The following is a 17,629-nucleotide window of genomic DNA, read 5'->3' on the forward strand; positions in this document are numbered from 1 at the left end:
CCGGGGAGCCGGAGCAGCATCAGCAGGCCTGGCTCTGAGTCCTCCGCCCGGGGAGCCAGACCAGCATCAGCAGGGCCGCGCCGACGAGGACGGCCGTCGAGACGCGGAAGGCCGCCGCGTATCCGGCGGTGAGGCCGGCCGGGGTCGCGGCCGGGCCCGTGACGGCGGCCGCGAGGGTGGCGAGGGTCGCGAGGCCGAGGGCGCCACCCATCGTGCGGGAGGTGTTGACGAGGCCGGAGACGAGGCCCGCGTCCCCCGGGGCGGCGCTGGACGTGGCGAGGGTGGCCAGCGGGGTGGTGGCCAGGCCGATGCCGGCCATCATCAGGATCCCGGGGCCGAGGATCGTCGTCAGGAAGCCGCCGTCGGCGGTCATCGTGGACTGCCAGGCGAAACCGGTGGCCCCGATGAGCGCGCCGGTCACCGCGAGGTTCCGGGCGCCGACGGACGGCATCAGGCGCGGCGCCAGCTTCGAGCCCACGATGACGCTCAGCGAGCTGGGGACGAGCGCGAGGCCGGCCTGGAGCGGGGTGTAGCCGAGGACGCTCTGCGCGTACGTCGTCATGAAGAACCACATGCCGAAGGAGCTCGAACCGCACAGCAGGATCGCCACGTTGGCCGCCGACACCGCGCGCGTACGGAAGAGCTTCAGCGGCATCAGCGGGGCCGCCGTGCGGGCCTCGACGGTGACGAAGACGGCGAGGAGCACCAGACCGCCGAGGAGCGTCAGGAGGGTCGCCAGGTCGCTCCAGCCGGCCTCCTCGGTCTGGACGATGCCGTACGCGAGGGTGGCGAGGCCGGCGGTGACGAGGACGGCGCCCGGCAGGTCGAGGCGGCGGGCGGCGCCGGTGCGGCTCTCACGGAGCCAGAACACCGCGCCCGCCAGGACGAGGACGCCGACGGGGACGTTGACCAGGAGGACCCAGCGCCAGGAGAGCAGGTCGACGAGGAGCCCGCCGACGAAGCCGCCCGCCGCGCCGCCGGCCGCGCCCACCGCCGTCCAGGTGCCGATCGCCCGGGTCCTGGCGGGTCCGGCCGCGACGGCGCCGGTGACCAGGGTGAGGGTGGCCGGCGAGAGGACGGCGGCGCCGAGGCCCTGGACCGCGCGGCCCGCGACGAGCTGCCAGCCCTCCTGGGCGAGGCCGCCCGCGACCGAGGCGGCGGTGAACAGCCCGAGCCCGAGGAGGAACATCGCCTTGCGCCCGTAGAGGTCCGCGGCCCGTCCGCCGAGCAGCATGAACCCGGCGAAGGCGATCGCGTACGCGCTGATCACCCACTGCAGCCCGGCCGCCGACAGGCCGAGATCGGCGCGCATCGACGGCAGAGCCACGTTCACGACGGAGACGTCGAGGACGACGAGGAACTGCCCGGCGCAGGCGGTCAGGACGACCGCCCAGGGACGGGGCGAGGGTCGGGGGACGGAGGGCGTGGCCGTGGGGGCGGAGTCGGTCTGCGGCATGAGCGTGATGGTCGCAGACCTGTTCCGCCCCGTACATGGGGATTAAGTCCTACGCCCCGCGCAGGGGATGGCGTCCTACGCCCTCCGCAGCAGGGTCACCACCGCCGCGCCGCCCAGGCCGATGTTGTGGGCGAGTCCGACCCGCGCCCCCGCCACCTGCCGGGCTCCCGCCTCGCCCCGTAGCTGCCAGACGAGTTCGGCGGCCTGGGCGAGGCCGGTCGCGCCCAGCGGGTGGCCCTTGGAGATCAGGCCCCCGGAGGGGTTCACGACCCAGCGCCCGCCGTACGTGGTGGCGCCGGACTCGACGAGTTCGCCGGAGGCGCCCTCCTCGCACATGCCGAGCGCCTCGTAGGTGAGCAGCTCGTTGACGGAGAAGCAGTCGTGGAGTTCGACGACGTCCACGTCCTCGATGCCGAGGCCCGAGCGCTCGTACGCGAGGCGGGCGGCGGCCCGGGACATCGGGCGGCCTACGGCGTCGATGCAGGAGCGGGAGGCGAAGGACTCCTCGGTGTCGGTGGTCATCGCCTGGCCCGCGATCTCCACCGCCCGCCCGCGCAGCCCGTGTTCGTCGACGAAGCGTTCGGAGACGACGACGGCCGCGGCCGCGCCGTCGGAGGTGGGCGAGCACTGGAGCCGGGTGAGCGGCCGGTGGACGGTCTTCGCCGCGAGGACCTCCTCGACCGTGTGGACGTCCTGGAACTGGGCGTTCGGGTTGTTCACCGAGTGCTGGTGGTTCTTGGCGCCGACGGCCGCGAGCTGCGCCTCGGTCGTCCCGTACCGCTCCATGTGCTCCCGGGCGGCGTTGCCGAAGATCTGGGCGGTGGGGGGACCGGCCTCGAAGCCGTGACGGGCGGCCATGATCCCGTAGTGCCGGGCGACGGGGGAACTCGCGAAGTCACCGGCGCCGCCGCCCAGGGAACCCCGGCTCATCTTCTCGAAGCCGAGGGCGAGGACGCAGTCGGCGATGCCGCCCTCGACGAACTGCCGGGCGGTCATGAGGGCGGTGGAGCCGGTCGCGCAGTTGTTGTTGAGGTTGTAGACGGGGATGCCGGTGAGCCCCAGCTCGTACACGGCGCGCTGGCCGGCGGTGGAGGCCTGGAAGCAGTAGCCGACGGCGGCCTGTTCCACGCGCGCGTAGGGGACGCCCGCGTCGGTGAGGGCCGCGGTGCCCGCCTCCCGGGCCATGTCCCAGTACTGCCAGTCCCGGGTCTCCGGCTTCTCGAACCTCGTCATCCCCACGCCGACGACGTACGCCTTGCCCATACGAGTTTCCCCTCAGTCCTTCGGGAGGCCGAGCAGGCGCTCGGCGACGACGTTGAGCTGGACCTGCGTGGTGCCGCCCGCGATGGTGAGGCAGCGGGACATGAGCAGGCCGTGGACGGCCCGCTCGCCGGGACCCTCGCGCACGGCGCCCTCGGGGCCGAGGAGTTCGAGGCCGAGTTCGGCGAGTTTCTGCTGGTGGAGTGTCTGGACGAGTTTGCGGACGCTGGCGCCCGCGCCGGGTTCGAGACCGGAGACCTGGAGCAGGGTGGTGCGCAGGCCGATGCACGCGAGTGCGTGCGCCTCGGCGAGCAGTGCTCCGATCCGTGCGCGTACGGAGCCGTCGACCGTCCCGGCCCGTTCGATGAGCGCTTCGAGGCCGGTGTCGAAGGCGACCTGGTCGGCCATGTGGACGCGTTCGTTGCCGAGGGTGTTGCGGGCGACCCGCCAGCCGTCGTTCACCTCGCCGACGACGGCGTCGGCGGGGAGGAGGGCGTCGTCGAACCAGACCTCGTTGAAGAGGGAGTCCCCGGTGATCTCCTTGAGCGGCCGGATGTCGATCCCGGGGGTGTTGCGCATGTCGACGAGGAAGTAGGTGAGCCCCTGGTGCTTGGGGGCGGTGGGGTCGGTGCGGGCGAGCAGGATGCCGTGATGGGCCCACTGGGCGGCGCTCGTCCACACCTTCTGCCCGTTGATCCGCCAGCGCCCGTCCTCCGTGCGCTCGGCGCGGGTGCGGAGGGAGGCGAGGTCGGAGCCCGCTTCGGGCTCGGAGAAGAGCTGGCACCAGAGGCGTTCGCCGCGCAGGGTCGGGCCGAGGTGCTCGGCCTGCTGGGCGGGGGTGCCGTGGGCGAGGAGGGACGGCACGACCCAGGTGGCGATGCCGAGCCCGGCGACGGTGATCCCGGCCTCGTCCAGCTCCTTCTGGACGGCGAGCTGCTGGAGGGGGCCCGCGCCGAGCCCGTACGGCTCCGGGAGGTGCGGGGCCGCGTGACCGGTGGGGGCGAGGACGCGCCGGGCGGCGGCCGGGTCGAGCCCGACGGCGGGGGCGAGGGCCTCGCGGGCCTCGCGGCGGTAGACGTCGGCCTCGGGCGGCAGGTCCAGGCGGAGGCCGCGCCGGACACCGGCGGCGGCGTGCCGGAGGGCGGCGAGCCGGTGGTGGTCGCCGGTGCCGAGGAGCTGGCGGGCGACGACCGCGCGGCGCAGCAGCAGGTGGGTGTCGTGCTCCCAGGTGAAACCGGTGCCGCCGAGGATCTGGATGCAGTCCTTGGCACAGGTGTAGGCGCTGTCGAGGGCGGTGGCGACGGCGAGCGCGGCGGTGAGGGAGCGGGCCTCGTCGTGGCCGGCGCGGGCGTCGTCGGCCGCGCGGGCGGCGTCCCAGGTGAGGGCGCGGGCCTGTTCGAGCCGGACGAGCATGTCGGCGCAGAGGTGTTTGACGCCCTGGAACTGTCCGATGGGGCGGCCGAACTGTTCGCGGGTGCGGGCGTGTTCGGCGGCGGTCTCGACGGCGCGGGCGGCGGTGCCGCAGGCGTCGGCGGCGAAGAGGACGGCGGCGAGGTCATGGACGAGGGCGGTGTCGAGGTCGAGACCGCGGTCGATGGGGACGCGGAGGGCCCGTGCGGTGACCTCGGCGGTGGGCCGGGTGGGGTCGGCGCTCTCGTGCGGGCGGACGGCGAGGCTCTCGGTGGCGGCGGCGATCCAGACGGAGCCGTCGGCGGTGGCGGCCCGGAGGAGCACCAGGTCGGCCTGGGCGCCGCCGAGGACGGGGGGCGCGGTGCCGTCGAGGAGGTATCCGCTCGCGGTGCGGACGGCGGTGAGGGTGCCGGTGCCGCCGAGGGCGACGGCCCCGATCCGCTCTCCCCGCGCGAGCGCGCCCGCCTCCTCGTGCCGCCCGCACCGGTGGAGGAGTTCGGCGGCGAGTCCGGAGGGCAGACAGGGCCCGGGCAGCAGGGCTCGCGCGGCCTCCTCCAGAACGACGACGAGGTCCCCGAGACCGCCGCCCCCGCCGCCGTACTCCTCGGGAAGGTGCAGCCCGAGGAGCCCCTGCTCGGCGGCGCCGTCCCAGTACGAGGGCCGCCCGGTGGCGGTGCCGGGGACGTCCAGGTGCTTGCGGACCTCCCCGGGGGGTACGGCGCGGGCGAGCCAGCCCCGGACGGATCGGGCGAGCTCCCGCTGTTCGTGCGTGATGGCGATGCCCATGGGGCGCAGGCTAGAACACGTTCCATTCTGACGGAAGGTCAGAAACCGGATTGCCCCGGGTCCTGCTGCCGGCGCTGTGACAGCATCGTCGCGGAGACCGAACCGCACACAGGGGGCGACATGGGAGGAAGCCTGACGGCACTGCTGATCGCGGTGGTCGGCGTGGCGGGAACGCTGGGGGCCGCGCTGCTGACGCAGAACCGTGCGGACCGCACGAAGCGCATGGAGCTTCGGGCCGCCGCCGAGCAGCGGCGCGAGGAACGCGCTCACGCCGAGGAACAGCTCCGGGCGGAGCAGACGCGGCAAGCCCGGCGCGAGAGCCTGGAACGCCGACGCGCCTGCTACATCGCGCTGAACACCGCCGCGCGCCAGTACCTCACGGCGATGACCAACCATCTCCACGCCCTGCGGCGCGGCGAGGACGCCGTCGCCTCCCTGGAAGACCTGGAGGTGGCCAGAGCGGCCTACCGGGACAGCTACTCGGAGTCCCAGATGATCGTCCCCGACCCGGTGTCGCGCGCCTCCAGCACGGCGAAGAAACGCCTCAACGGCGCCTACGGAAGGCTCAAGGGGTACGCGGCGGAGCCCTCCGCGTACGCGGCCGAACTGGCGGTCATGGAGGACGAACTGCATCAGGACGTCTGGCCGTACCTGGGGGCGATGAAGAAGGCCATGCGCACCGACCTCGGCATCGGCGACTGATTCCCAGTTGGTGCCTGCCACGATTCCCGGAGGCCTGGCAGGCACCGGAGAGCGGAGAAGCCCCGCCGGTCGCCCGGCGGGGCTTCGGTTTCATCGAGCCGTCACGGTGACCGGTCGTACAGTGCGGCTCGCAGATGGGCGATCAGGTCGTCGCTCGGCACCTCGGTCCAGTCCGCTCCCGGCGCCCCGACATGCCTGACCTCGTAGCGGCCCTCGTCCGGTTCGTGCACCAGAACCTGACGGCTCATCCAGTGCATCGGGTCCACCTGCAGGCGGACGGTGCGGTGCGTCATCGTCGGGAACGCGTTCCGCAGCACCTCGTCCGCGTGGAGGCGGCGCAGAAGGCTCCGCTGCCCCTGGTAGTACTCGGACGACAGGAGGGTCGCCCACTGCGAGGAGGTGGGCTCTCCGGCTTCGAGCGCCCCGGTGAACTCGTCGAGGTCCAGGAAGGCGAACCTCTCCTTCAACTCGTCGATCGGCACGCCCTCACGCCATGCGGCGATCGCCTCCACGAGCGTTCCGAGATCGTCCGTGGAACCGATGTCCCAGCCGAAATCGGGGATGTACGTACGCAGCCGGAACAGGCGCTCCCCGGTCGCGGTGGTGACCGACAGAGAGCCTCTCGTCGTGTCGATGCCGACGGCGTCGGTGGCCCAGGGCGGCAGGCCGATGTCGAGGCCGCGCAGCTCCGCCGCCTGCCGCAGGGCCGGTACGAGGCCGCCCGACGCGGTCACGTCCGGGTACAGGTCTTCCTCCTTGTGGGCGTCCATGTCCACCTCCTCAGCAGTGGCAGTATCCGATGATCGAGCCCTTCACCGGGGGCATGTCCCCCTTCAGCACCGACAGGTCCGGCATGTTCGTCGGGGGAACCAGCTCCATGGCCCCGTTCGGCCCCGTCGGCGAGTAGAACTTGATCGAGTTCCACGGGCGCTGGCCGTTGACGAGAGCCCTCGCGATCATGGACATCTCGTAGTCCGTGGCCTTTCCGGCCTCACCGTACGTCAGGCCCCGCTGAGCGGCCTCCACGAAGGTTCCGTGCTGGCTCAGCCCCGTCATGTTGATGTGCAGGATCACCTTCGGGTCGGCGACCGCCTTCTCCACGATCTGGGCGAAGTCGCTCGGGGACGCGAGGGAGAACGTGGCGAACTTGTTCGCCCTGGCCCACTCGTCGAGCGCGCCGCCCCGCTGCCACCCCAGGGCGACGTTGCAGTTGTGGACGAGGACCGGGGTGACGCCCGCCAGCACGAAGAACGTGTGCAGGTCGTCGACCGTGAGGTCGTGGACCGTACGCGGCGCCAGACCCGAACGGTCCAGGAGAGCGGTCACCGCGCGGACGGAGCCGTCGGGAGTGCGCAGGCGGTCACCGACGCGCAGGTCGGAGACCCGTGTCCAGCCGTGCTCCACCACGTAGAACTTGTGGCCGGCGGTGCTGGCCAGTTTCCCTCCGCCGGCGACGGTGATGTCCACCAGGCGCCGCGTGTCGTGCGCGAAGGTGTCGGTGACCCGTCGGGCCTCCATCCGGCCGGTCGCCGGGTCCGTGGCCTTGACGAGGTCTCCCACCCCGACCTGGCTGATGGGCCGCTGGGAGCCGTCGGCCATCAGCACCCGGGTGGTCCCGGGGAAGCTGTTCACCTTGCAGGCGGTGAACAGGGCTTCTTCGGCGTTGACGAGGGAGTTGAGCTTGGCGATGGTTCCGGGGTCCAGGTCGAGGGTCTGGAGGGCCTTGAACGCGTCCCGGACGCCGACGCCGGTCTTCATGGCGGCGTCGAGGGCCCGGATCCCCTCGAAGACCTTGCCGAACGCCTTGCCGGGGATGAAGTTGCTCGCCGCCCAGGCGCAGCCGCTGATGCTGCCGTGCCAGCAGTCGACGAAGTCCTGGACGAGGACCGCCTTGATGAGCTTGTAGGTGAGGGTCTCCTGAATGAGCTCCAGCTTGGAGAAGTACCGGGTGACGTCCTTCTTCAGGCCGGGGATCCGCTTGCTCTCGATGAGCAGGGTGTCCGCCCTCGAGCAGCTGCCGGCGCCTGCCGCCACCGCGGGATCGGTGCAGAGGAAGAAGTCGACCACCGCGCTGAAGGTGACCGTGAAGGTGGTGGTGCAGCCCTCGAAGCCGATGGTGATCACGCAGGGCTCGTGCTGCTTGGCGTCGGTGATCTCGATGCTGTCCTCGTCGACGACGTACCACGTGCCGCCGACTCCGGTTCCCGCACCGGTCGAGACCTGCTTGTCCGCGGCGTTGCGCACCGCTTCGTCGACGGCCTTCTGCGCGTCCTGGGCGTACTTCAGCGCGTCCTTGGCGGCCTGTTCGGCTTCGGTGGCGGCGGTGGCGGCGCGGTCGGCGGCGGCGCGGGCGTCCTTGGCGGACTGCTCGGCCGCGGCGGCGGCGTCGCGGGCGGCCTGGGCGTCGAGGGCGGCCTGGTCGGCGGAGTCGCGAGCCTGGCGGGCGTAGCCTTCGGCACGGCCGGCGGCCTTGTCGGCGGCGGCGGCGTCCTCGGCGGCCTTGCGGTCGTACTCGACGGTGCGGGCCAGGGACGCGGCGGCCTTCGAGGCGGCCACGGCGGCGTCGGCCGCGTAGCCGAGGGCCTCCTTGGAGTAGGTGCGGGCGTCGGCCGCGTGTCCGGCGGCGTCGGCCGCGTACTGGTAGGCGAGCTTCGCGTCGCCGGTCGCCTGGTCGGCGATGTTCTTCGCGGCGGCGGCCTCGGCCTGCGCGTTCTTGGCGTGGGCGTCGGCGACGGCCTTCTGCTGGTCGGCGATCGTCTTGGACGCCTGCCCGGTCAGGACGACCAGGCCGGCGGCCGAGTCGGTGGCGGCGTAGGGCGAGCCGAGCTGGATCGCGTCGTTGGCGGGCTTGGCGACCTGTACGGCGGCGTTGCCGGCGTCGGCCGCGGCCTGCGCGGTGACGTACGCGAAGCCCGCCGCCTTCGCGGCGGCGGCGAGGGCCTTGGCGGCCTGCTTGTTGGCCTCGTCCGCCTGGGTCTTGGCGGTCTTGGCCAGCTTCTCCGCCTCCTCCGCCAGCCTGACGGCGGCCTTGGCCTCCTCGGCGGCGTGCCCGGAGGCTTCGATGGCGTCGGCGGCGGCGCTGGTCGCGGTCTTCACCGCGGCGTCGGCCTTCAGCTTGGCGGCCTGGGCGGCGTCCGCGTTCGCGCGGGACCGCTTGGCGGCCGCCTCTGCGCGCGTGGCCGCGGCATCCGCCTCGGCCGCCGCCCGGCTCGCGGCGTCCGCCGCGGTACGGGCCCGGCCCGCGGCGGCCTCGGCGTCGTTCGCGTGCGCGTCGGCCGCGTCCGCCGCCGCCCTGGACTCCTGGGCGTTGTCGTCGGCCTCGTGGGCCTGCGCGTACGCCTTCTTGGCGTCCGCCTTGGCGCGGGCCGCGTCCGCCTTCTGAGCGGCGTCCCACGCGTCGGCGTTGAGGTCGCGGGCGTTGTCACGCGCCTTGACGGCGTCGTTCTTGCGCGCGACGGCGGTCTGCTCGGCGGCCTCGGCCTTCTCCTTGGCGTCCTGGGCGTTCGCCGCCTCGGTCTGGGCGGTCTGCTTGTGCTGGGCCGCTTCGTTCTGCTTGACGGCGGCGGTGTCCTTCTCCGCCTTCGCCTTGGCCTCCTCGGACTCGGCCGCGAGACGCTTGGCGTGGGCGTCGGCGGCGGCCGCCTTGGCGTCGCCCTCGGCCTTAAGAGCGACGGTGAGCTTGGCCTCCGCCGTCTCCTTGTCCTTCTTCGCGTTGTCGCGGTGCAGTTTGGCGCCGTCGGCCGCGGCCTTCGCCTGCAACGCGGCGGTGTGCGCCGCCTCCTTGCGGAACTCGGCGTTGACCTGCGCGGTCTGGGCGAGGGCGCGCTGCGTGATGGTCGCGCTGTCACCCGCGGCGGCCCTGGTGGCGGCCTCGGCGGTCTCACCGGCCTTCACCATGGCCGTGAGCGCGGCGACGGCCCCCTTGATGACCTGCGCCTTCTGCTGGCCGACCAGGAGACCCCGGCCGCGCGGGGCGCCGGCGGCGTCCGCGATGCCGTACGCGGCCTGCACGGCCGCGTCGGAGGAGACGGCCGACTTCTTGGCGCTCTCCAGCTGGGCCCTGACGGTGGCCAGGTGGGTCTTCGCCGCCGCCTGGGCGTCGGTGAGGCCCTTCTTCGCCCTGTCGAACTGCGCCTTGTCCGGGTAGGACAGGCTGTCGGTGCCCTTGTGTCCGGACGGCTTGACCAGGAACTTCTGCGCGCTGGTGCCCTTGCAGTCCCACAGCCGCGCGTCCGTGCTCTTGGTGAACGCGCCGAGGTCCAGGCACTTGCCGGTGGTCAGGCTCTTCAGGGGCGAGGCGGCACGGACGTCGCCCTTCCACGACTGCCCCTTGGTGCTGTAGCAGTCCGTGATCTGGATCTTCGTACCGTTGGCCGACGCGTTCCCGGCCACGTCCAGGCACTTGAACGAGTTGACGTTGCGGAGGTGCAGGTCCTCCTCGCCGCCCTCCAGCGTCCACTGCTGCGCGGCGCCGCCGTTGCAGGTGTAGATCTGGACCGGCGTGCCGTTGGTCTTGCCGCCGCCCTGGACGTCCAGGCACATGCCCGGCGCGCCCGGCACCTCGATCACCGTGGGGCTGTCACCGATCCAGCCCACGCCGCCGGGGGCCCAATGGTCCTGCCAGCGGGTGTAGTAGTCGGCGAGCCACGACTGGCCGAGGAGCATGCTGAGGGCGTAGGTGCCGTCCTGCAGCGCCTTCGTGGCGTCCTTGCCGGCGGTCAGGATCTGCTGCCGCTGCGCGGTCTGGCCACTGATCTCCTGCTGCCACTCGGCCGCCGCCTGCGCCACCTCCTTGCCGAGGACCTTGTTCGGGTCGATCGGGTCGTGCCAGGCGCAGGCCCCGAAGCGGGCCTTCAGGTCCTCGACCGCGATCCGGAACTCGGGGCTGTCCGGCTGCGGAGCCGTACGGGGAAAGCCGCCGGAGGCGAGGAAGATGCGGGCGTCATCGGCGAACACCCGGGGCACGAAGAGCTGGTTGGGCTCGATCTTTCCGGAGTTCTTCTTCCACAGCGCCCACGCCTCCTGCTCCTGCGGCGTCCCGCCGCTGGTGTAGAGCGGGTCGCCGATCGCGAGCGCGGCGGCCTTCGTCTCGTCGTCGGCGGTGGGCGAGGAGTCGTAGAAGGGGTTGAACACGTTGAGCGGGGCCGAGTACCCCTGGTACAGCCACGGGAGCAGCCCGGTCCGGTCGAAGATCTTGCCGGGGTCCTTCGGCGCGCCGGGGTAGGACTCCAGGCCGCTGGTGGCGCTGGACCAGGCGTACCCCTGCTTCTGGACCTTGTCGATCCACTGGTCCCCGAGAGCGTCGTCCGCGTTCCAGGCCGCGTGCAGCGGGGTCTTGTCGTCGTACATGTTCCGCTTGAGCTTCTCGTGAAGCTGGTCGGGCGGCAGTACGAGGGCGCCCTGCGCGAGGGCGTACAGATTGGGCCCGCCCATGCGCAGGGCCTCGGTGCCCATGCACTGGTCCTCGCGCAGCTGCTGGGCCGTCCTGGCGTCGTAGCCGTCGTACGAGTCGGCCACCGGCGCCATGTCCGGCGCCGCGTTCCGGGCGGCGCTCAGCGCGGCCAGGTCGGGCGGGACGGCCAGGCCGCCGAGGACGGCCAGGGCCGCGACGGACGTGACGGCCGTGGTGAGACGGGTGGTGAGGGTGGTGGACGAGCGTGGTCGGGAGTGGAACAACCCCGGTTTGAACCGCAAGGAAGGCATCCTTCACAGGGAACGAGGGCAGGCAGGGGTGACCTGGGCGACGTTCACAGCGAACCGGCATCACGACGTGGCGATGCCGCCCTTCCCCGTGGCGGTGCTGTCCCCCCGACCGCCGATGACGTAGCGCGCGTCACGACGGGATGGTCGGTCCCGAGACGCGCGCGACGCTACTTAACCCCGAGTAAACATCGCTCGGCAAGAGTCGGCCTCGAAGTTCGTTACGCGGAACGGAGATCCGCTCACCGGAGAGGTCGCCGCGCTGCGCGGCTCCACAGGGCGAGGACGGCACTCGTGACGGACCGGTGGGGGCGACGGGGCGGCCGAGGGGAAGACGGTGTGGTTCACCTGGGGCGCATAGGGCACCATGGCGCCCGTAACCGCGTACCCGCCAGTAGGAGTCACCATGTCCGAGCCCTCGCCCGAGATCCTTGCCGCCTTCGAGGCCGCGAAGGGGTTCATGCCCGTCGGGGAGGGGCTCGCGCTGTACGGGGCGGCCGTCGAGGCCGCCGAGCTCGGGCTGCCGCTGCTCGAGGTCGGGACGTACTGCGGGCGGTCGACGATCCTGCTCGCCGATGTGGCCCGGCGGGCGGGGACGGTCGCGGTGACCGTGGACCACCACCGGGGCAGCGAGGAGCAGCAGCCGGGCTGGGAGTACCACGACGCGAGCGTGGTCGACCCGGAGGTGGGGCTCATGGACACCCTGCCGACCTTCCGCCGGACCCTGCGCAGGGCGGGCCTCGAGGAGTACGTGATCGCCGTGGTCGGGCGGTCGCCGCAGGTCGCGCGGGTGTGGGGCGGGCAGCTCGGGCTCGTGTTCGTCGACGGCGGGCACACCGACGAGCACGCCACGAACGACTACGAGGGCTGGGCCCCCAAGGTCGCCCCCGGGGGCCTGCTCGTCATCCACGACGTCTTCCCGAACCCGGAGGACGGCGGCCAGGCCCCGTACCGGATCTACCTCCGTGCCCTGGAGTCCGGTGACTTCGAGGAGGTCTCGGTCACCGACTCGCTGCGGGTCCTGCGCCGCCGCTGACGGGTCGGCGGCGCGGGGGGCGTGACGGCTCAGAACAGCGAGGTCACGTACAGGCAGTTGGTGTAGCTGTAGCCCGGTTCGATCTTCGTCTTGCTCGACTTGGTGTCGCCCGCCGTCGAGGTGCGGGTGGCCGCCCGCTTCTGGAGGAAGTGGTAGTCGCCGGCGGGCAGCAGCAGGGTCGCCTTCGGGTACTTCGAAGACGGGCCCGTGCAGGCCTTGATCTTCGGGGAGTTCACGAGCAGCGGCGTCTTGTACTTCGTGCAGGTCCCGCACGCCTTGAGGGTGACCTTGCCGGTCATGGGGCCCGTGTAGAGCAGCTCGACCTCACCGGGGCCGTCGTTGCTGACCACCATGACCATCCGGGTGCCGCCGGGGACGTCGGCCGGGGGCAGGCTCCTGCCGGCGGCGGGCTCCTCCTCGGCGATCTCGGCGGCGATGGCGATCGAGCGGGCGTGGGCGGCCTGCGGGCTGTTCGGGTACGTCTGGGCGTACTCGGTCATGGTCGTGGCCGCGGTGGCGAACTCCTTGTCCTTGAACTGGTCGGTCCCGCAGGCGAAGTCGCCCTTCTGGACCCCGTCCGCCACCTCCTTCGAGGCGGCCTGGAAGGACGGGTCCGGCATGTTGTCGAGGGAGGAGCGGAGCGCGCGCAGCTCCTCCGTGGCGTCGCAGGGCTCCGCGCCGGCGAGAGCCGTCGTCCGGGTCTTGATCGCCGCGCGGACGGCCGGTTCGACGCGGGCCGCCTGGGACGATTCCGGGAAGGTGTCGAGGAGCTCGTTGAGGCTCTCGCTCGCCGGCGGGTTCGCCGTCTGCACGCCCAGCGCCGCCGTGCCGCAGGCGTAGAGCGACTCGGCCAGCGGCTCGTCGGTCTTGGCGGGCCGGGAGCCGAGCAGCTCCTTGTCCACCGTGGCGGGCAGCTCCCGCAGGTGCTTGAGCGGCGGGACGGCCGCGCAGTACTCCTTCTTCTCGTACGGGGCGGAGACCGTCTTGTAGTACGCGTCGAGGCGGTCGGGGACGAGCTTCCCGGCCCGCGAGCCCGCGTGCTGCGTGCCGAGGTCCTCATAGGTGTCGAGCGCCTTGCGGAGGGTCGGCTCCGCCTTGTCGAAGGCGAGGCCGTCGGCGGACTTCACCTGCGCGTCCGCCGCAGCGAGCCGTTCGAGCAGCGCCTGCTCCTTCGCCTCGTCGCGGGCCGCGCCGTACGCGAGGGAGCCGCCCGCGGGCACGGCGAGCAGCACGAGGGCGAGCGGCAGCGCCAGGCGCCGGAAGGAGGCGCCGATCCGGAGGGTGGCCCGCAGTCCGCGCCGGGCGCCGTCGGCGGCGACGGCGAGCAGGAAGACGCCGTAGCCGACGAGGAGCCCGAAGGGCACGCCGTCGACGTCGGCGGGGAGCGCGGCCACGAGCAGGGCGGCGGTGGCGAGCCAGCAGAGCGCCGCGCCGATCCAGTTCCGCAGCAGCACGTATCCGAGGCCCAGACAGGAGAGGTTGAGCAGGCCGATCATGGCGGCCTGCGCCGGGTTCGCTTCGCCGGGGGGCTGCGCGGGCGGCTGGGCACCGTACCCGGGCGGCGGTCCGTAACCGGGCGGGCCGTAGCCGGGCGGCGGACCGAAGCCGGGCGGGGCGCCGGGCGGCGGCGGCACGGTCCCGGCACCGGCCCAGCCGGGCGCGGGCGCGGGACCGGGGCCGGCCGCCGGGCCCGGACCGGCACCGGCCGCCGGACCCGACGGAGCACCGGACGGCGTGGCCGCCGCGGCGGCGAGCGGAGTCGCCGCGGGCGCCGGAGGAGCGGCCTCGGTCCCCGCGCCGGGCGGCGGGCCGAAGGCGAGCGTGGGCGTTCCCGCGCCGGAGGCGGCGGGGACGTCCGGGGCCGACGGAGCCGGCGCTGGAGCAGGAGTGGAGGCCGGAGCTGCCCAGGGCGGCTCCGGCGCCCCCGCAGACCCCCCGGAAGTCGCCCCGGAAGGCACCCCCGCGTCGGAAGGTGTTCCGGAGGCCGCCTCGTTCTGCTGGTTCAGGCCGTCGCCCGGAGGTCTGTCCTTCGGCTCCGGACGTGCGTCGTTCGGCTCGGGACGTGCGTCGTTCGGTTCTTCCCCCACCACGGTTCCCCCTCGTGGGTCCATGCGCGGTGTCACCCCACCGTCGCCTCTTCCCACCTACCCTTCACGGTTCGCTCACACGCGTCCACCGTTCCGCGAGGCCGGTGACCAAGCTGCGACGTACCCGCTGCGGCATTTCACCCCGCACAGGGCCTAAAGTCGCGGGGTGCCGTACGACCACCGGAACACCGCCCGCCGCCCCCTCGTCCTCGCTCTCGCCGCCACGGGCTGCTGCGCCGTGCTCGCGGGATGCGCGGCCTCCCCGGCCTCACCACCGTCAGGCAAGGCCCCTGCGTCCCAGACGTCCCAGGGGAGCCAGGCGGCGCCCCAGGGTGAGAGCGGGACGGCGTCCCGGCCGCCGGTCGCCCCGCCCTCCGCCACCCCCCGGCCGACCCGCTCGCCGGTCCAGTCCCAGGCGGGCCGCCCGCTCGCGGGCAGGACCGTCGTCATCGACCCCGGCCACAACTCCGGAAATTTCCGCCACTCCACGGAAATCAACCAGAAGGTCGATATCGGGACGAACCGCAAGGAGTGCGACACCACCGGCACCTCCACCAACGCCGGGTACACCGAGGCCTCGTTCACCCTCGACGTCTCCCACCGGCTTCGGGACCTCCTCACCGCGCGCGGCGCCCGGGTGGTCTTCACCCACGACGGCGACCGCCCCTGGGGCCCCTGCATCGACGAGCGGGCCAGGATCGGCAACGCCGCCCGTGCCGACGCCGTCGTCTCCGTCCACGCGGACGGTTCGGCCGCCGGCCACCGCGGCTTCCACGTGATCCTGCCCGCGAAGGTACGGGCGGGCTCCGCCGACACCACGCGGATCGTCGCCCCCTCCCGCGCCCTCGGCGAGCGGATCGCGGACCGGTTCGTCCGCGCCACCGGCACGTCACCCGCCAACTACATCGGTTCCGGTACGGGGTTGGACGTACGGGACGATCTCGGCGGCCTCAATCTCTCGACCGTGCCCAAGGTCTTCGTCGAATGCGGCAATATGCGTGATCCGAAGGACGCCCAGCTGCTCACGTCGTCGACATGGCGGCAGAAGGCGGCGCAGGGACTGGCGGACGGCATCGCGACCTACCTCAAGGGGTAGAACCCGCGGGCGATAGATTCGCTCCGTACGATGGGGCCGCCCCGTGCCATGAACCCGGGCGCCACGAACCCGAGCGCCACCCCGACGCGACGACCGACGACCCGACGAAGGACTCTTACGTGAATATCCGCTCCCTCACCCGAGGCGATGGCGTGCTGATCGGTGCAGCGGTGGTGCTGTTCATCGCCTCGTTCCTCGACATCTCCGGCTGCAAGGCCGCCGACGACATCTGCGACCAGATCCCCACCACGAACTCGTGGGAGATCTCGTACCTCGGCTGGGGCTCCTTCTTCCTCGGCATCGCCGGCGCCGCCCTCGTCATCGCCGCCCGCGCCCTGCCGGCGCAGCGCAAGGTGGCCGGCCTGGAACTCGGCCAGGTCGGCGCCGCGTTCACCATCGCGTCCGCCTGGACCCTCCTCATGTGGATCTTCGAGTCGGAGAACGCCGGCGCGGGCCTGATCCTCGGTCTCATCGCCGCTCTCGTCCTGGCCGGTGCCGCCGTCGCCGGTCCGCTGGTCCCGGCCCTCAAGGCCCCGCTCGTCGGCGCGCCCGCGCCGCAGACCCCCCAGCCGTACGGCGTGCAGCACGGCCACCCGGGTCAGCCGAGCGTCCCCGGCGGCTACGGCTACCCGGGCGCGCAGCAGCCGCAGTACGGCGGGCCGCAGGACCCCTCGCAGGGTGCCGGCCACTCGTTCGGCGCGCAGGCCGCCGCCCCGCAGCCGCAGGCCGCTCAGCAGCCCGAGCCGCAGGCGGCCGCCCCGGCCCCGCAGCCGGCCTCGGACTTCGCGCCGTTCTGGTTCGCGGTCCCGGTCGCGCGCCCGCTGTACGCGGAGGACGGCTCGCAGGCGCCGATCGCCGAGCTGGCCCCGGGGACCTGGTACCTCGCGGTCGAGCAGCGCGGCCAGGCCCTGGTGGCCCAGACGCAGGACGGCCGCCGCGGCGTCCTCCAGGACACCACGGGCATCCAGCGCGGCTGACGCCCCTCCCGCGAACGGCCCCCCGCCCGGATCCCTTCCGGGCGGGGGGCCGTTGCCGTACAGTCCCCGCAGCGCTTACCTGACGATGCGTCAGAGAGGATGTGGGGCATGCGGCTCGGTCTCGCTCTCGGCTACTGGGGCCGCGGCCCCTCCCCCGCCCATCTCGAGCTCGCCCGCGAGGCCGAGCGGCTGGGCTACGACTCCGTGTGGACCGCCGAGGCCTGGGGCTCCGACGCCTTCACCGCGCTGACCTGGATCGCCGCGCACACCAGCCGCGTCAGGCTGGGCACCGCCGTCGCGCAGATGGCCGCCCGCGCTCCCACCACGACCGCGATGCACGCGCTCACGCTCGACCACCTCTCCGGCGGCCGCGTCCTGCTCGGCCTCGGCCTGTCGGGGCCGCAGGTCGTCGAGGGCTGGTACGGGCGCCCCTTCCCCCGTTCCCCGCTGACCGCGACCCGTGAGTACGTGGACGTGGTCCGGCAGGTGCTGCGGCGCGAGACCCCCGTCCGGCTCGACGGACGCCACCACTCCCACCCGTACAGCGGCCCGGACGGCACCGGCCTCGGCAAGGCCCTCAAGCCGATCACGCACCCGCTGCGGGCCGACGTCCCCGTCCTGCTCGGCGCCGAGGGCCCCAGGAACATCGCGCAGACCCTCGCCATCGCCGACGGCTGGCTTCCTCTCTACTGGACGCCCGATCGCTGGGCCGAGGTGTACGCCCTGCCGGACACGCTTCCCGAGGGCTTCCTCGTCGCCCCCATGGTCCGGGCGCGGCTCTGCGAGGACGTGGCGGTCGGGCTGCTCCCGGTCAAGGCGATGCTCGGCTTCTACATCGGCGGCATGGGGCACACGGCCCGCAACTTCCACGCCGACCTGATGGGGCGCATGGGGTACGAGAAGGAGGCCCGCCGGATCCAGGAGCTGTTCGCGGCGGGCCGGCGTGAGGAGGCCGTGCTCGCCGTACCGGACGCCTTCGCGGACGAGATCTCGCTCGTCGGCCCCCGGAGGCGGATCGCCGGGCGCCTGGAGGCATGGCGGCGGGGTCCGGTGACGGACCTCCTGGTCACGGCTCCGGACCCCGCCACACTCCGCCTCCTGGCGGAGCTCAACTCATAG

General features: G+C 73.1%; 11 protein-coding genes. 5 read left to right on the plus strand and 6 right to left on the minus strand.

Features of this window, described 5'->3' with window-relative positions; genetic code table 11:
- Positions 1–19: 19 nt before the first annotated feature.
- The 3 genes from ACZ51I_RS02495 to ACZ51I_RS02505 form a co-directional block, all read right to left on the minus strand.
- Positions 20–1,456, minus strand: coding sequence for an MFS transporter (locus tag ACZ51I_RS02495; RefSeq protein WP_468870996.1), 1,437 nt, complete (start codon positions 1,454–1,456; stop codon positions 20–22).
- Positions 1,457–1,531: 75 nt separating this feature from the next.
- Positions 1,532–2,719 carry a lipid-transfer protein gene (locus ACZ51I_RS02500; protein ID WP_468870997.1) on the minus strand — a complete coding sequence of 396 codons (1,188 nt, stop codon included), beginning with the start codon at positions 2,717–2,719 and terminating at the stop codon, positions 1,532–1,534.
- Between the two features lie 12 nt (positions 2,720–2,731).
- Positions 2,732–4,912 (minus strand): acyl-CoA dehydrogenase, encoded by a 2,181-nt coding sequence (locus ACZ51I_RS02505; protein WP_468870998.1) that lies wholly within the window; start codon positions 4,910–4,912, stop codon positions 2,732–2,734.
- Positions 4,913–5,032: 120 nt separating this feature from the next.
- Here ACZ51I_RS02505 and ACZ51I_RS02510 point away from each other — a divergent pair, with 120 nt between their 5' ends.
- Positions 5,033–5,614, plus strand: coding sequence for a hypothetical protein (locus tag ACZ51I_RS02510; RefSeq protein ID WP_468870999.1), 582 nt, complete (start codon positions 5,033–5,035; stop codon positions 5,612–5,614).
- Positions 5,615–5,715: 101 nt separating this feature from the next.
- On the opposite strand, the gene ACZ51I_RS02515 is transcribed toward ACZ51I_RS02510, so the two are convergent.
- Both ACZ51I_RS02515 and ACZ51I_RS02520 read right to left on the minus strand, forming a co-directional pair.
- Positions 5,716–6,384 (minus strand): hypothetical protein, encoded by a 669-nt coding sequence (locus ACZ51I_RS02515; RefSeq protein WP_468871000.1) that lies wholly within the window; start codon positions 6,382–6,384, stop codon positions 5,716–5,718.
- A gap of 10 nt (positions 6,385–6,394) precedes the next feature.
- Positions 6,395–11,140, minus strand: a complete 4,746-nt coding sequence (locus ACZ51I_RS02520) for a ricin-type beta-trefoil lectin domain protein (protein ID WP_468871674.1) — start codon at positions 11,138–11,140, stop codon at positions 6,395–6,397.
- Between the two features lie 580 nt (positions 11,141–11,720).
- On the opposite strand from ACZ51I_RS02520, the gene ACZ51I_RS02525 reads away from it, so the two are divergent.
- Positions 11,721–12,350: a class I SAM-dependent methyltransferase gene (locus tag ACZ51I_RS02525; protein WP_468871001.1), complete on the plus strand. Its 630-nt coding sequence runs from the start codon at positions 11,721–11,723 to the stop codon at positions 12,348–12,350.
- 29 nt (positions 12,351–12,379) lie between these two features.
- Here the strand turns inward: ACZ51I_RS02525 and ACZ51I_RS02530 are convergent, their stop codons facing one another.
- Positions 12,380–13,984 (minus strand): hypothetical protein, encoded by a 1,605-nt coding sequence (locus ACZ51I_RS02530; RefSeq protein ID WP_468871002.1) that lies wholly within the window; start codon positions 13,982–13,984, stop codon positions 12,380–12,382.
- A gap of 619 nt (positions 13,985–14,603) precedes the next feature.
- Between ACZ51I_RS02530 and ACZ51I_RS02535 the strand changes: the two genes are divergently transcribed.
- From ACZ51I_RS02535 to ACZ51I_RS02545, 3 genes are all read left to right on the plus strand, one after another.
- Complete coding sequence (locus ACZ51I_RS02535; RefSeq protein WP_468871003.1) at positions 14,604–15,533, plus strand: N-acetylmuramoyl-L-alanine amidase; 930 nt, start codon at positions 14,604–14,606, stop codon at positions 15,531–15,533.
- A 119-nt stretch (positions 15,534–15,652) separates the two neighbouring features.
- Positions 15,653–16,510, plus strand: a complete 858-nt coding sequence (locus ACZ51I_RS02540; protein WP_468871004.1) for a hypothetical protein — start codon at positions 15,653–15,655, stop codon at positions 16,508–16,510.
- Positions 16,511–16,618: 108 nt separating this feature from the next.
- Entirely contained in the window at positions 16,619–17,629 is a 1,011-nt protein-coding gene (locus tag ACZ51I_RS02545) for an LLM class F420-dependent oxidoreductase (RefSeq protein ID WP_468871005.1), read from the plus strand.

This window comes from Streptomyces sp. NPDC034084 (assembly GCF_055575535.1).